General features: G+C 40.6%; 11 protein-coding genes. 2 read left to right on the top strand and 9 right to left on the bottom strand.

Features of this window, described 5'->3' with window-relative positions; all coding sequences use genetic code 11:
* Positions 1-58: 58 nt before the first annotated feature.
* From BLS35_RS01015 to BLS35_RS00985, 7 genes are all read right to left on the bottom strand, one after another.
* Complete coding sequence (locus tag BLS35_RS01015; protein ID WP_090776923.1) at positions 59-1,567, bottom strand: CBM96 family carbohydrate-binding protein; 1,509 nt, start codon at positions 1,565-1,567, stop codon at positions 59-61.
* Positions 1,568-1,578: 11 nt separating this feature from the next.
* Positions 1,579-3,036, bottom strand: a complete 1,458-nt coding sequence (locus BLS35_RS01010) for a RagB/SusD family nutrient uptake outer membrane protein (RefSeq protein WP_090776922.1) — start codon at positions 3,034-3,036, stop codon at positions 1,579-1,581.
* A 4-nt stretch (positions 3,037-3,040) separates the two neighbouring features.
* Complete coding sequence (locus BLS35_RS01005; protein ID WP_090776921.1) at positions 3,041-6,136, bottom strand: SusC/RagA family TonB-linked outer membrane protein; 3,096 nt, start codon at positions 6,134-6,136, stop codon at positions 3,041-3,043.
* 131 nt (positions 6,137-6,267) lie between these two features.
* Positions 6,268-7,053: a glycoside hydrolase family 16 protein gene (locus BLS35_RS01000; RefSeq protein ID WP_090776920.1), complete on the bottom strand. Its 786-nt coding sequence runs from the start codon at positions 7,051-7,053 to the stop codon at positions 6,268-6,270.
* A gap of 127 nt (positions 7,054-7,180) precedes the next feature.
* Positions 7,181-7,843, bottom strand: coding sequence for a carbohydrate-binding family 9-like protein (locus tag BLS35_RS00995; protein WP_090776919.1), 663 nt, complete (start codon positions 7,841-7,843; stop codon positions 7,181-7,183).
* Between the two features lie 37 nt (positions 7,844-7,880).
* Positions 7,881-9,167 carry a sugar MFS transporter gene (locus tag BLS35_RS00990; RefSeq protein WP_090776918.1) on the bottom strand — a complete coding sequence of 429 codons (1,287 nt, stop codon included), beginning with the start codon at positions 9,165-9,167 and terminating at the stop codon, positions 7,881-7,883.
* A gap of 140 nt (positions 9,168-9,307) precedes the next feature.
* A complete protein-coding gene (locus tag BLS35_RS00985; protein ID WP_090776917.1) occupies positions 9,308-10,369 on the bottom strand; it encodes a LacI family DNA-binding transcriptional regulator in 1,062 nt (353 codons plus the stop codon).
* Between the two features lie 192 nt (positions 10,370-10,561).
* On the opposite strand from BLS35_RS00985, the gene BLS35_RS00980 reads away from it, so the two are divergent.
* Both BLS35_RS00980 and BLS35_RS00975 read left to right on the top strand, forming a co-directional pair.
* On the top strand, positions 10,562-12,478 hold the full coding sequence (locus tag BLS35_RS00980) for a sialate O-acetylesterase (RefSeq protein ID WP_090776916.1): 1,917 nt from the start codon (positions 10,562-10,564) through the stop codon (positions 12,476-12,478).
* Positions 12,479-12,504: 26 nt separating this feature from the next.
* Positions 12,505-14,691: a glycoside hydrolase family 52 protein gene (locus tag BLS35_RS00975; protein ID WP_090776915.1), complete on the top strand. Its 2,187-nt coding sequence runs from the start codon at positions 12,505-12,507 to the stop codon at positions 14,689-14,691.
* Here BLS35_RS00975 and BLS35_RS00970 read toward each other — a convergent pair.
* Together BLS35_RS00970 and BLS35_RS00965 are read right to left on the bottom strand one after the other, a co-directional pair.
* On the bottom strand, positions 14,680-15,504 hold the full coding sequence (locus BLS35_RS00970; protein ID WP_090776914.1) for a sugar phosphate isomerase/epimerase family protein: 825 nt from the start codon (positions 15,502-15,504) through the stop codon (positions 14,680-14,682). The two genes, BLS35_RS00975 and BLS35_RS00970, sit on opposite strands and share 12 nt — an antisense overlap.
* A 7-nt stretch (positions 15,505-15,511) precedes the next feature.
* Complete coding sequence (locus BLS35_RS00965; protein ID WP_165973188.1) at positions 15,512-16,381, bottom strand: AraC family transcriptional regulator; 870 nt, start codon at positions 16,379-16,381, stop codon at positions 15,512-15,514.
* Between the last annotated feature and the right edge of the window lie 42 nt (positions 16,382-16,423).

The raw sequence follows: 16,423 nt of genomic DNA, 5'->3' as shown, positions 1-16,423 counted from the left end.
TTATATCCCCTTAAATACATCCAATTCTCATTGAAAACTTTAAAGCTTAAGCAATTGATTATTGGATTGCAATATCCAGTTTTAGTGGCGACTCAAAATAACCGCCGTTTTGATCTCTAGCCTCAAAAATGATTTGATCGCTGGTACCAGATCCGTTATACAAATATTTAATCGCCCCTTTTGCAATATCAGCCTGAGAAAAAGAAGCATTTGCTGCCAGTGGAATGCCGTATTTCACTAAAAACCCAGCTACTGGAACTTGTTTCACCGTGTAAGTGATGTTTTTATCAGCGGTACCTTCCATTTTCAGATTGGTTAGCGATAGCGGTACAATCTGTTTGGCAGCAGCAACGTTAAGTACGCTGACCTGTCCAAGTTTCAAAAGCGTTTGCGGTGGCGAACTCAGCATGATGTAAGCAGCGAAAAGACCGTCAGAAAACTCCTTTGGTCTAAGCTTGATGAAATTATCAACGTTGTGCCTTAAAAACACATTGATGAAAGTTCCATTATTGGCGTAAAGTTGAGCAACTGCAGAGGTGATATCGAAAGAAACCCAACCTACGGTGGCACCAGGTATTGGTAAGGTAGACATTGGAACAGCATTATAGGTTGGTGCATTGTTCCAGGTAATTGTATTTTCTACCCAATCCTTGTTTTCGCCCAAATGTGCAGAAAAAGAGAATGTAGTTGTCGGCGTTAGTCCGGTATTATAAATATAAACGTACATTCTGGCCGCGCCGATTTTATCACCAAAAGTTGGTTTATCCAATGGATACTGCATCACACCAATACGTCCTACTGTAGCATCCGCAGCACTGATTGCTTTCAGATCCATCGTCGCCGGATCGTTAAAATTCGCATTAGAATTACCTGAACCACCACGGATAAAAACATCTTTAGCGACTTTAATTTTTTGGGTAATTACATTTCCAGCCGGATCAGCATCATCTGGTTTATCGTCTAACAAGCGGTAAAAAGTAAATTGTGAGGTAACTTGTGCAACACCATTTTTAAACTCCAGATCCTGAGATCTTACCAATGCAGAAGAAGAACCCAATGTTGGATTTTGATTGATGCTCAAAACATATTGATCTGATGTGCTTGCCGTTCTGGAGTAATAAATGTAGTTCCCGTTAATGGTTTCTATTTTCCGTGTTTCGTTGAGGCTAAGGTCAGTAGATTTTAATTTACCTCTAATGATCAGGTCACCCAGCAGGTTTTTAAGAATAACCGGAGGCACAGCATCTACAGTAGCATAACCAACAGTCGACAATAACTGTTTTACTCCTGAATTGCTCAGGAATACTACGGTATAATCATCGCTTTTGCCAAGCGTGTCCATCAGGCCGGATCGCTTCACCGCTGTTGCGAAAAGATCAAGTTCCGATAAGTCAGAACTGTGGTCAGCCAGTAAAAACTGCTGTATAGTCTGCGATTTGAGGTTAGCACCAGCATCAGATCCATTACTATCCTCATTTTTCAAAAGTTCGAATTTGCCACAACTCAGCATAGTGAGCAGGTACATGCAGAGAAACAGTGCTCTTGAGTAAAGATTTAATTTGTTCATCTCTTGATATTTTATTGATAATATGAATTTTGATCCAACAAAGGATTTAATCTGATTTCGGCAAGGCTGATTGGCCAAAGGTAATTTTCGGTCTGGCTAAGGCCGTTGATGGGTTTAAGCACTTTAATCGCTTTACCAGTACGCACCAGGTCAAACCATCTTTTTCCTTCGTAACAAAGTTCCCTTGCGCGTTCATCCAGGATTAGGTCTTCAATCTGGTCTGTACTTAAGCCATTATAAGAAGCTTCAGTATAGGCTACAGCACCCGCACGTGTACGGATTTGGTTCACCAGGGTCATGGCACCCGGAACGTCGCCAGTTTTATTCAAGGCTTCTGCACGCAATAGCAAGATATCAGCAAGGCGATAAACAATGACGTTTTTATCGTCTTGTGTTCCGCGAACAAATCCTGATTTCTCAAAATATTTGACAATGCCAGAGTTGGTATCAAAGTTAATTTTAGACCGCAGATCGGTTGATGTAAATTTACTGGACAGGTAACCGCTGGCTTTAAAGAAAGGCTGAAAGCCTATGTCGCCATAGACGGTGATTAAAAATGACCTGGTAGCCCGCTCTGCGAAATTATAATCTACTTCAAATATAGATTCCGTTGCAAATCCCTTGGTAAACATTTGCGCATAAGCAGTATTGTCAATTAAAGCTGGATTTACGTTATAATCTACAGTTGATGAAGCGCTGTAAAGCGAGGTAAGCGAATAAGTGGAGTTGCTCATGATTTTTTGTGAGGCAGCAAGTGCATTACTGTACTGGTGGCGCCACATATAGAAATCCGTATACAACGCGTTCACCGCCCCTAAGGTAAACTGTGCCCGGGTAGCTGAAGATGTGCTATAAGAAGCAGGGATTGGCATGACTGATGCAGAATCCAGATCTGACTGAATTTGGGTATAAACAGCAGTGGTATCTGAACGTGTAATGGTTACATTCTGATTTGCATCCAATAACGGTTGCGTAACCAAAGGCAATTTACCCCAGATTCGGGTCATGTAGAAATAACAGAAAGCACGCATGGCATAAGCCTGGCCACGTACACTGGCATATTCAGCATCTTTACCTAAGTACAAGCCTTTGGCTTTCATTTCCAAGGTATTTTTCAGGATTAAATTGCTCTGATTAACTACCTGGTAAAAACCATTCCAGCTGGTAATCGGAAGACTTGAATTAAGGTTGTTAGTCAGCAGATTCAATGTTTGCGAGCTTAGAGCCAGTGGATTGATCACCACATTATCTGCTCTTCCTTCTCCATAAAGGACAAATTCCGGAGCCATGGCGCCTTGCAAAAGCGTGTATGCTCCATACAACGCTGCCGTAGCCTGTGGTGTTTCTGTCCAGAAATTGGAACTCGAATAAGAAGTTGTAGGATCAATTTCTAAAGCCTTTTTACAGCTGGATAAGAAAACCAGGGTGATCAGGATAAGACTGTATATTTTATAATCTTTTCTTTTCATGGTATTAAAGACTAAGGTTCAATGATAAATTATAAGTTCTGGTTCTAGGGAAAGATCCGCGGTCTACACCAACAGCAAGTGCATTTGTTGACGAGCTGACTTCCGGATCATATCCTGTATAAGAGCCAAATGTGAGTAAGTTAACCACCGAGAATCCGACAGTAGCATTGCTGATTTTAAATTTGCTCAGCATTTTGGCTGGAATTCTATAATTGAGCGCCACATTTTGCAGCCGGATAAAGGAACCATCTTCTACAAAGCGATTCGAAATGGCATAGTTTAACATTGGATCTGTTTTCACCAATCTTGGAACATCTGTTACATCGCCTTGTTTCCTCCATCTTCTCAATTGATCGGTTGTTAAGTTCTGATCATATGGTGAAGCATCCAGGTTTCGTTTCACTTCATTAAACACATCATTACCAAAACTGTACGTAATTAAGGTTGTAAGTGCGAAATTTTTATAACTGAACTCATTTTGAAAACCGCCCGTAAAATCTGGATTAGGATCTCCGATTACTTGTAAATCAGCATCGTTAATGATGCCATCGCCGTTAACATCCTCCCAAATCACATCTCCACCTTTATAAATCGCTCCATTTGCAGAACCCTGGCGGTAAGGCACCACAGCTCCGCTTGTTGCATTGCGTTGATAAACGTTATCCGCATCATAAGCATATACGCCCAAAGCCTTTAGTCCGTAAAATACGCCAGCAGTTTCGCCAACCCTGGCCATGTTGTAGATGTTTGGCCGATAATCCTGGTTTCCTGGAAGCGCAAGCACCTTATTTCTATTTAGGGATAAGGTGAAAGTAGAATTCCATTTAAACGCTCGATCCAGATTAACCGTCGAAAGCGTAAATTCAAGACCTTTATTTTGTAGACTGCCAAAGTTTGCAGGTACGGTAGCATAGCCTGTTGTACCCGGAACCGCAACATCAAATAACAGTCCGGTTGTTTTTTTCAGGTAAGCATCCGCTGTAAAACGAATTCTGTCCTGAAGAAAAGCCAGGTCCAGCCCGATGTTTGATTGTTTGGTTGTTTCCCATTTTAAAGAAGCATTTGGCACGCCGTTAGAAACAATAGCGACATTCCCCAGGTAGGTACCATTGGTATTTAACGCGCCCTGCCAGGCATAATTACCGATAGACTGGTTACCGGTTACCCCATAACTTCCACGAATCTTTGCATCCGAAATAAAACTCAGTTGCTTAAACCAGTCTTCCTGAGATAATCTCCAGCCGGCCGAGAAGGAAGGAAAATAGCCAAATCTGTTGTCCGCTCCAAATCTGGAAGAACCATCTGCCCGCATTACTGCAGAAAAAAGGTATTTTCCTTTGTAATCGTAATTTGCACGGGCAAAATAAGAGAGCAAACTGTGCTCTTCTATATTCTGGTTATAAAGAGAAACGACCGAAGTACCGTTGATCGAGGTAATTGTTGCATCAATTAAGCCCCTTCCAATCACATTCACATTGTTGTCGGTAAACTTCTGATAAGACTGACCGAGCAGCAAAGTCAGGTTGTGATCTTTGTTTATCGTTCTTCGGTAATTCAAGGTATTCTCATTGATGAAAGAGTAGTTTTTGCCTGTGGTGAGGTATGACGAACTGATCTGACCTTGTGGTAACAAAGCCTGTGGTGTAAAATTGGTTTCTTCGGTATTCGAATAATCAAATCCTAAGGTTGTTTTAAACTCCAGGCCTTTTGCAATTTTGACCCTGAAATCCTGATTTCCAAACATGCGCCAGCGGTTGATTTTATTGGCGGCCAGATCAGCAATGGCAATTGGATTGGGTTTACTACCCTCCAAAAGTGGAATGAGTTGCCCATTAATCGGATCATATGGACTATATACCGGCATGGTGCTTAAAGCCTGGTATATCGCACTTTGATTGCTTAACCCGCTCAATATTCTATTGTAGTCGTTGGTAGATACATTGAAATTTGTATTCCCGGAAATGACTTTATTTACGGTATAGTAGACCTTTGCAGAAGCATAGGTTTGTTTGAATTTAGTATCGATGATAATGGGATTGATGTCCTTATATCCGGCGCTAATGAAGTAATTCATATTGTTGTCTTTAGAAGCACCTTTGATGCTCACATCAGCTTTGTACTGCAATGCCGAACGATACATCAGGTCCTGCCAATTGTTAGACTTGGAATAATAAGGATGCAAAGAATCGATGACAGACACTTTAGTCGTCTGCGCCCCTGTAAAATTATAAACCGCATCCATAAACGCACTTCTGAACTGTGGCGCATCCAACACCCCTATTTTCCTGGTAATGTTTGCCACACTTCCATTAGCTGAAAACTGAATTTCAGGCTTTTTGGCATTCTTTCCACTTTTGGTGGTAATGATAATTACCCCATTGGAAGCCCTGGAACCATATATTGATGCAGTTCCGTCTTTCAGCACTTCTATAGATTCAATATCTTGTGGATTTAAATCAGCTAAAGGACTAAAAGTAGAAGCATCATCTACCAATCCACCACCATAGGTATCTGAATTGATGGGAACCCCATCTACAATATATAGGGGTTGACTACTTCCGTTGATGGAAGATGCCCCCCGGATCCGCACTGTTGCGCCAGCACCAGGCTCACCGGAATTGCTGGTGATCTGAAGACCAGCAATCTTTCCCTGTAAACTTGTGTTGACATCTCCAAGGGCATGGTTATCCATCTGTTTGGCAGTAATGGATCCAACTGCACCCGTCACCTCTTTAATTTTCTGAGTTCCGTAACCTACATTGATGGTGACTTCAGAAAGCTGCTGCGCGCTTGGAGCAAGTTTAATGTTTAAGCTCTTGCGATCACCAACATTGACGCGCTGATTTTGATAGCCAATATAGCTAATCAAAATCACGGCGCCGGGGTTTAGCGCCAGACTAAAATTACCATTCTTGTCAGTAGCGGTGCCTTTATCCATTCCTTCTACTCGAATTGAAACACCGATTAAGGTTTCATTCGTTTTTGCATCGGTTACCTGCCCAGTCAGCCTAAACGATGTCCCCTGGGCGGGACTGACCTGCGCAAAACTACTCAACATGGAAAATACGAGCATCATGGTCATTAAATATATCCTTTTCATTAGCGATTTGATTTGGTTTGATATATGAGATCAGCATGAGCCTCTTCAGGTTCCAGCTAATCCTTTGCTGTAAATTAATAAACAAAAGACCTTACTCGTTTACGTACACGACTAAAAGTCAAAAAAAAGGGCTACGAAGCGGGGGTAAATTTAAAACTCCTGATGACGATTTCCACTTCTTTACCATCGCTTGGTGCCAGGCCACGAAAGCACCATAAGTTCATTTTTACCGGCATTTTTGCTGTTGGAATAACAGATAAAGGCGGTACAAAAGTATGTGTAAAAAAGAGGTTCGTATCATCGTTATAAAAACCGTTCATACTTTTAACCACCACCGAGTTCTCCGTCCAGATATACCTGTGTGTACTGGCTGTTCCTCCAGACTGCGCCCATTCTGTGGTGATGCGTTGTTGTTTTCCAGTGGTTCCCGCAGCTGGATATACACTATAATTTACATTGGGTTTAGCGGAATCTCCCCAGCGCGCAAATTCGACATCCAGTTCATTGTATCCATCAGGACCAGAATAATGGAAAAGTCCGGCCACGATATTTTTATCCAGTGTACTTACCGGGCCTTGAACCTGCCATTGATAAGTACCATATCCGAAATTTTCTGTCGAAGTAATTCCAGCACATAACCATTTGGAGGTGGCACTATTGTAAGAAACTTTAAGGTGCAACAATCCGCCCGCGTCTACCCAGGCATTCTGTTCTGCCCAGGTGTTCGGTCCGGGGCCCATCCCTGCTCCGCTTTTGACAGTCCAGGTATATCCACTAAATTTAATCGTTGCAGATGCAGCAGTCTGACCTGGTGTAGATACTGATACCACCGGGCCTTCTGATTTTTGTGTCCTGGGCTGCACAACATCTGATTTGCAGGTCCATATCAAAGGCAGCAAAAGTAAAAATCTATTCATCTTGTTTGGTTGTTTAGTTGATTAAGTAATGTGCTGAAATCTAATCCGGACTAAGATTACAACTATCTAAATGCTAATATATTAAAAAAACGGGCACGTGCACTAATTTATTTTAAAAAAAATAAAATTAAGGGTTAAAACCACTGAACACCTCCGCTATAGGCATGAATTGAATTGCCCCAAAATAGTCTGGACGGTGAAAATCAGGTGTTGGCGATACAATCTTGTTCCAACATAAAAAATGAGGATTTGGCAATCCATCTCCGCATTTATAAAAATTGGCTCTTGCAGCCAGGCCATCAAGACTTTCAATTTGGTGAAATACAAAAGTATCGACAGGAATACGCAAAACCATCTCCCAATTAAATGCGCCATCCTTAACATCAGATCTTGTCCAGGTATGGATTTTTTGCACTACGGATTCCTCCAGTAATGTTCTTCCCTGCTTTTGTTTACCATAGCCAATTTTCCCAATCCCAAGACAATTGAATTCAATATTGTAATAGTGTCCGGATTGATCAAAAGCAATAAAAAATTCCACACAATTATCCAGGTGCACTTCGCCATTAATCGGTCTTACTATGGAACGAAAGTAATCATGAGCTATTGTAAATTTGATCAGGATCTCTCGTTCCGTATGTGCGATCACAAAGTCTGCAACGCAGTCGGTAGGGATTTGAGGCCATGAATTATTGGTTAAATGATGCTTTGGATAGGCCGCTAGTTTCTCCGAAAGTTGATCCGTAGCCGTATTGGCATCTTCATCTAAGTAAAAAACGTTTAAATTCATTTTAAAATTGGTAACATATCATAACAGGTGATTTTTATTAATTAAGCCAACGCTCAAGCTTGTACCCTTTGTAAGCATAGAACAACAGGTATAGATAACATGGCAAAAGCACCAGGTAGGCGTTTTGCAATCCATAAACGTCAGCAAGGTGACCATACACCAATGGCATCACTGCATTTCCAGAAAGTCCCATAATTAGAATTGCAGCGCCAATTTTGATAAAACGCCCAAGCCTGTCCATAGACAATGGCCATATCCCCGCCCAGATCATGGAATTGGCAAAGCCAAGCAATACGATAAACCAGATGGAGATATCTGCCCGATGCCCTAATATCGTAACGCTGCCATTGCAGAACACGATGCATAAAGTGAACAGGATCCCAAGTAGAATACATGCACGCAGCGCAAAAACCTGAGAAAGATATTTCGGAATCAGCGAAATTCCCAAAACATAACCAACAATTGTAGCGGTAAGGGTGTAAGAAGGGAATACCTTGGCTTCTAAAAGCGAAATGTCCATAGAATGGGCATAACCAATAATGGTATCTACCGCAATAACCTGCGAACCTACGTGCACAAATATCGCAATGGCACCCAGGATCAAGTGTGGAAACTGAAAAATGTGATGTTTTCCTTTATTTGACTCCGCCGTAACTTCATCTTCCTTTTCTGTATTAATCTCGGGTAAAGAGGAGAAACGAACCAGAAAGCCTAACAGTATCAGAATCACTCCAACACATGAATAAGGTAGGATAACCCTTCTGATCAGCTCATCTAGTAAAGGTGCCCGTTCTATTGCCTGCATGGACTTAACCTGTTCAAACAAGGCTTGATCAGAAGACTTGAGTATAACCGCAGCAAAAAGCAAAGGTGCAAGAATACCCGCAAACTTATTACAGATTCCCATAATGCTGAAACGCATTGCTGCACTTTCTTTAGGACCTAATATGGTTACGTAAGGATTTGCAGCAGTCTGTAATACCGCGAGTCCCGCTCCCAGTGTGAAAAGGCCAATTAAGAAGAGCAAATAATTACGCATCAGCGCGGCAGGAACAAATATAAAAGCACCAATCGCCATCACGAAAAAGCCGATCATCATTCCGTTCTTAAAACCAACTTTTTTAAGCAATAATGAGGCAGGGAAAGAAATGAATAAATAAGAGATATAAAAAGCAAACGCTACAAAATAAGATTCGAGATTATTCAGCTCACAGCAAATTTTGAAATAAGGAATGAGCATGGCATTGATCCAGGTCACAAAGCCGAAGACAAAAAAAAGTACAGCAATGATATACAGCGATTTGATATAAGTCTTCTGATCCATGTGGTTTATTTTGGCTAACGCTTAAGGTTCGGTAAGTAATAAACGTTCACGTGCACGAAGAAAGGAAACATTTCTTGTATTTCCAAATTCGGCACTTGAAATTAATTTTGTTACTAAAGTCTGTATATGGTAATTAGAACTTAATTGATGTAGAAATCACAGTTTTCACTGGTGATGATATCAATTGGCATAAAATTATTTTTTTCGCCCACTTTAGCGTGCACAACAAACTGATATAAGGCCATCAATCCTTTATAGCCCTGTTCCCTGGGTTTCTGACAAATTAGAAAGTCAATATCTCCAGATTTAAGATAAGCAAGGTTCTCTTTGGTATAATCAAATCCGATTAAGAGCCTATTGGCAGCTCCACTCCTTTTCAAATATTTAGCTACGGTAGATACCCTGGAATTCGTCACGAAAACTGCAGCGACATGATGGCGCTGTAACACATCCTCAATAGATTTGCTCACATAAGCATAATCTGTCTGCTTAATATCAATTTTCAGAATGGGGTTTGTTAATTTCTTATCGATGAAATAGTTTCTGAATCCTTCCTCTTTACGTAAAAGGTGATGTTGGTTGTCAATTTCCTTTGAAATGTTAACTATCAAAATTTCTTCTCCTTCTTTTACCAGATATTTCATGAGGTGCGCTGAAAGGTAACCGCTTTTGTAAAGATCAGGACCAAAATAACTCAGACTGTCATGTCCCTGAATATCCGAATTGATAAATACATAAGGTATTTTTCTGCTTTCCAGTTTCTTTACAAAATGCTCAGACTCTTCAATGAAACTTGGTGCCAAAAGTACGCCCTGCACCGTAGATAGATCAATGAGTGCGATCTGTTCCAGAAAAGACTTTTTATCATTTAGGTCATATAAATACTTTTTCAAAGTAATTCCATAAGGGCTAATTTCCGCTCCCGCTTCTGTTATACCAAGAAGTGGCTCTTCCCAATAATTGGTTTCTAACGAGACACCTGGAATCAGTACCGCAAAAACAACCTGCTTTTTGGACGCCAGACTTCGTGCAAAGATATTTGGTTGATAATCGAGCTCCTTGATAATCGCATTAACGATATCGATGGTTTTCTGTGATACACCCGTACGATTATGGATCACACGATCTACTGTTCCTCTTGAAACATTTGCTCTTCTTGCAATTTCCTTAACGCCTGTTAGTTCACTATCTTTTGCTGACATATATTGAAAAATTAGCTAAAGATAATAGATTTTATTTTTTGAACGTTCCACCCTTCTCGTAAAATGTATTTCGTTCATCAAATTAAAAGCAAACATCATTGTTCGTGTACGATAACTTATATGTTTTTATTATAATTTATCGCCAATTATCAAATGGAATATGCTATTATTGTATGACCAAATATAGCCAGAATGAAAAAGTTCATACAATGCATCGCCGCCCTGCTGTTATTTACGATTACTGTACAGGCCACCATCAAACTTCCCCGATTAGTAAGCAATGGAATGGTATTACAAAGAGATCAAAACATTAAGATTTGGGGCTGGGCTGATATTGGTGAAGAAATCACCTTAACCTTTAAGAATAAAAAATACGCCACAAAAGCTGGCTCAGATCACAAATGGGTGATAAATATTGAACCGCAGCAAGCTGGGGGACCATTCAATATGCAAATCAATAACGTTGAGCTTAAGGATTTGCTCATAGGTGATGTTTGGCTATGTTCCGGCCAGTCTAATATGGAGGCTACAATGGGTAGACCTAACATCAAAGCAAATTACCCTCAAGTAATTGAACAAAGTAATTATCCGATGATCAGGCAATTTGCTGTTAAAAGAGACATGGCTTTTAACCCAATACCAGATGTAAGCAGCGATAACGGCTGGGTAAGTGCAAACCCCAAAACGATCTTGTCTTTTTCGGCGGTAGCTTATTTCTTCGCAAGAGATTTACATGAAAAATATAAAGTGCCCATAGGTATTATCCTTTCAAGTGTAGGTGGTACACCAGCCCAATCATGGGTAAATAGCGAGTCCTTAAAACAATTTCCAGATTACGATAAGGTAGCCCAAAAATTAAAAGATACCGCCGAAGTAGCACGCCTACTAAATGCACATCAATTAACAACAAAAGCCTGGAATAAATCAATAAAAGAAGATGATTTAGGGATAAACGAGAAATGGTTTTTAACCGCATATCAGGATGTAACAGATTGGCAGGAAACTGCAAATTTAGCACAGCTAAATGAAAAAATAAAAACGCCAAAATATGGCTCTATCTGGTTTAAAACTGAAGTCAATATCCCAGAGCATTTAGCAGGTAAAGCGGTCAGTCTTTCTTTGGGAATGATGCAGACTCAAGATGAAACTTACCTAAACGGACAAAAAATAGGATCTCTAAACAGCGGCTATACCGAGCGTAATTATACCATCAAACCTGGAATACTCAAAGCAGGAAAAAACACCATCACCATCAGATTGATCAGTCCAACAAACCCAATTGCTTTCAATTTAAAAAGCAGGTATCAACTTAAATTCACTAATGATTCAATAGCCTTAGATGGCGCCTGGAAATTTAAAACTGGAATCGAAACTCCAGTTTTACCTAGAGGGAATGGATTGTCAGGACACAGCCCAACAGCCTATTACTACGCCATGATTCAACCCCTTTCCAATTACAGCATTAAAGGGATAACCTGGTACCAAGGCGAGAGTAACGCACCTAAACCAGAGCAATATCAAGCTTTACTCAGCTCCTTAATCAATTCATGGCGTAAGGATTGGCAACAGCCAAATTTGCCATTTTTATATGTACAATTGGCCAATTATTGTAGTACAGGCACAGAACCTCTAAATAGTAATTGGGCCTTATTGAGAGAAGCTCAGATGAAGACCTTAAATGTACCGAACACTGGCATGGCTGTCATTCATGATATTGGAGAGAAAGGCGACATACACCCCGCCAATAAATTAGATGTAGGAAAGCGACTGGCTTTGGCAGCAGAGCGAATAGCTTATCATGAAAACCTTGTTTTCTCGGGGCCCATTTACAAATCTGCAAAAGTTTCGCGTAATCAGATATACGTATCCTTTGATCATGTTGGAACAGGACTAAAGTGTTTAGGCGAAAAATTAAACATGTTCGCTATATCTGCTGATGGGAAAGAATTTGTCCCTGCACAAGCCAAAATAGTTGGAAAACAAGTGGTAGTTTGGAGCGATACCATCAGCAGACCAATTGCTGTGCGGTATGCCTGGGCGGATAGTCCAGATGGTGCAAACCTTTACAATCAAGAAGGCTTACCCGCTTCAAGTTTCAAGAGCAATTAATCATTTATAAATCTTAAAATTTCCGAATGAATTATCAAAAAATACTGTTCACAGTTTTATCAATAAGCCTATCCTTAACTGTTTGTGCACAAAGTTTCAAGGTTGATCAGAACTTAATCCCTACCCCGCTTACAGACAGCACCAATTTCTCCTTACTAAATTCACGTTTGGGTAGTCGCTTTACTTTCTCCTTGCTGAATGAAAAACAAAGCATGCAAACAGGTAGTTTGGGCTTCGATATGGACGAACAAACAGGCTTACTCATCGGCTTAACCGTTAACAAAAAAACATATTGTTTTAGAACAACAAAGCTGCCTAGAAATGCAAGCTATTTTAAAAACCAGCAACTCCGATTCGGACCATCATCCATGCTCATTAGCGGCGAGACTCCCGAAGGTGTAAAGGTTAATTTTACACTAATTTCTGCCTTTACTTCTTCGAAAGACCTGGCAGATACTGCAGCCATCAAAACTCAGATCTTCCCGGGCTTTTACTTGCAAATTAATGTAGCCAACGAAAGTCAAACTGCTATAGACTGCAAGCTTAAAGTTGCGATTGCAAAAACACCTGTAAAAGGCTTCAACTTCATGGCCCTTGAACCGATGAAACCAGACAATACTGAACAGACCGTTCTATTTAGAGATAATGCCAATTTAAATGGCAAAATGGCCCTGTCGGCGATTAAAACCCCTGCAAAAGGCACGTTCAGCGAAGCAGGGTTTGGCGGATTATTTTATGAATTCAACCTACCTCAACAAGCGAATAAAGAGTTCAATCAAATTTATGCAACCTATCACGATCATACCGTGATTGAGGATAAACGAGTAAACCTGCCACTCAAATTTTACTATACCCATTACTGGAAAAACATCAATGAGGTTTTGCAATATGCCACAGAAAATTTTGAGCAGAACATACGTCTTACCCAAAAATTTGAGGATAGTTTAATGAATGGTGCTCTAACAGATCAGGAGAAATGGGTTTTAGCCTTAACCTTTCATACCGATTTGGCAAATACCTTCTTCCTATTGGATGAAAATAAAACCCCTCGATTTTATGTTTCTGAAGGCAGATTTAAACACCTCAGTACGGTAGATGTGGCGCACGAAACTGAAGTGAGTGCTATTTTCTGCCCCTGGCGTTTAAAACTTCAACTGAGCCAGTGGACAAACTATATCGCCCGTGCAGAGCTTACCGTTCCGGCCAATCCGGTTCAAAATAAACCCGCTTACCAACAAGGTATGACAGCTGCAGAATATGGCCCCTACTTGTATCATGATGTGGGCGATTTACCCTTTGTAAGCGAAACGGCAAACTACAACTACGGTCCACATATGGCTGTAGAAGAAAATACATCCTTCGTATTGCTGCTTTATTACTATTGGAAAATTAGCAAAGATGATACTTTTGTAAAATCGATGCTGGGCACAGTAGACGTGCTCTTACAATCTGTCATCAACAGAGATACCAATGGAAACGGAATCGCCGATAAAGCATTTGGCTGGACCACCTATGATGCCAACGAAGCGCTCAAACTTTCGCCAGACAATACCTTCTTAGGGGCCAAACAATTGAGTGCCTATGCCGTAGCGGCCGAAATGTTCAGAGCCTTATCCAATAAAGCACAGGTTCATGCAATAGATGCTACAAAAAAAGGTGTAGTTGATGGAGAAGGTGCTGGTTATAAAAACATGGGGGTAGCTGTAAATAATGAAGGCTTAAGAAACAAACAGGCCCTGCATTTTGAAAAAGAAGCCAACCTCATCCTCAACACCTTAAAAAAAGCACAACAGAAATACGGCTTTATTCCGGTAAGTTTAGATGAAAGCTTCCCAAAATGGAACCAACGTTCGGTAGTGATTGGCGAGGGGCTATTTTTACCGGGCCTTGTCGGCGCTAAATTACCCTTACTCAACCAACTTGCCGCAGTATTGAAAAAAGATTATGCTGAAACCTACAGCCAAAGTATAACAGATTACGGAATCAAACTAACCACCCAAGAAGGCACCACCTGGTTCAGCAAAACCATTGTTGCCGATGTGGTAGCGGCACAATGGTATGGCATTAAACATTCATCGGCATCCTATGTTTACAATTGGAACAAAAACAGCCCATATGCGTACAATGATGGACTGCTTAAAAAAGATGATGTTTGGATTGGCTATTGGTATCCTAGAGGAATATCTATCTTAGGCTATTGGTTAATGCGATAAATGAGCATATCGCTTTTCTAAAAAGCTTTTCATAAAAAGGTTTACCTCCCACAAATCGCTAACAGGCTCTTGATTAAATGGCAATTGTGGCATGTAAGGATAAGGACCAAATTCACAAGTAATAGTCAAGGTCTTGGTTTTCAAAGCAGCGTGACGTTGCACAATCGCATCCCACCATGCACAATGAAAATCAAGTGCCTCTTTCCATTCTGGAGCTGCTGGATGATTGACCTGAGGGCCTCCTGGAAAGCCTACACGAGAATGAAAATGATCTGACCGATCAATAGCCAACTGTAGTATTTCTTGTTGATCTTGCAAATACGATTCCGCCACACAGCACCAATGAGAAAAATCTGCTGTTAATCTTAAATCTGGATACTGACGTAAATAAAGACCGGTAGCCGAAGTGCAAAAACTAAATTTACCACGATGCGTTTCATGCAATATCCGCACACCAGTTTCCTTACTTATTCTGGCCGCTAATGCGATCAACTCAGAATTTTGCTCGAACGTAAAAAAATCCTTCCCCGTTTGCGAATTGATCAAAACCGGATTTGCCGCTGCTAAAGCATACAATCGTGTTTCAAATTGCGGAACATGCGCCGCAAAATCGGCGGTAGCTGTTTCAAAGTGTTGGCCGATCCAACGCAAACCCTTCTCTTTTAGTTGTCTAAACATATCCAACTGCTCCTCCTCATCTACAGGCAAACCAGCCTCTACCCCAGCATAACCTGCAAGCTTCGCCTTGCTTGCAAAGTCAGCCCATGATAAATGCCTATTCCCCCATCTAGGGATATAAAATTCTAATTCCATTCGATAATTAATTTGTGCTTAAGTACTGCGATTGATATTCAGTTGGTGTCAGTCCTTTAAATCGCTTAAACAAGCGGTTAAAATAAGAAGGGTTGTTAAAACCAGATTCGAATGCCACCTCTGCTATCGTAAGGTCCCCTTTCAGCAATAATTTAGCCGCATTTCCCAACCTGATCTCATTCATAAAATCTACAAAGGTCTTCCCCGTTTTTCGTTTAAAATACCTACAAAATGCAGCGGTATTCATGTTACACCTTAAAGCAATATCGTCCAGGCTCAAATCAGCTTTAAAGTTGTTCAGCACATAATCATAAACCGCATCTATTTTTTCGATGTCGTTACTTTTGTATTGATGCGCATAACCGATGCTACATAAATAATCATAGGATTTCTGCGTTGCAATGCTCAATAAAATAGTGGTTAAAGCTATAATCCTCTGCGCCTCATCAAGCGTTAAAAAGTCGATCAACTTTTGTTGTAAATCAGGATGTGGCTCCCGAATATGAATGCCCCTTTTTGCATCATTCAGTAAATCAAGAACAGGTTTCATCGGCGGAATTTTAAGAAATTCGCTGCCCGCATAATCCTGATTAAAGCGAATAATAATGGCTTCTGCACCTTTTTCCGCTGGCGCTTGATAATAACTGCTGTGATTACGCCAATAATGTGGTAAACGGGAACCCAAAAGAATAATCTCACCCGGTTTAAATTCTGAAATGTGATCCCCAATAAATTTAGTGCCCTCACTTTTAATCACAAAAGTGATCTCCAACTCATCATGAAAGTGCCAGGGATTAGCAAAATAACTGACCTGCTCCCGCCTCGCATCAATGTAAAATTTACTATAAGCCGGAACTTTAAGATGAAGTGCTTTCATTGCACAAAAATTAATCATTTAATCCCAAAAAAAACCATAAGC

The organism is Pedobacter sp. ok626 (assembly GCF_900100435.1).
Classification (GTDB): Bacteria; Bacteroidota; Bacteroidia; order Sphingobacteriales; family Sphingobacteriaceae; genus Pedobacter.
This window is presented reverse-complemented; position numbering and strand designations above follow the sequence as displayed.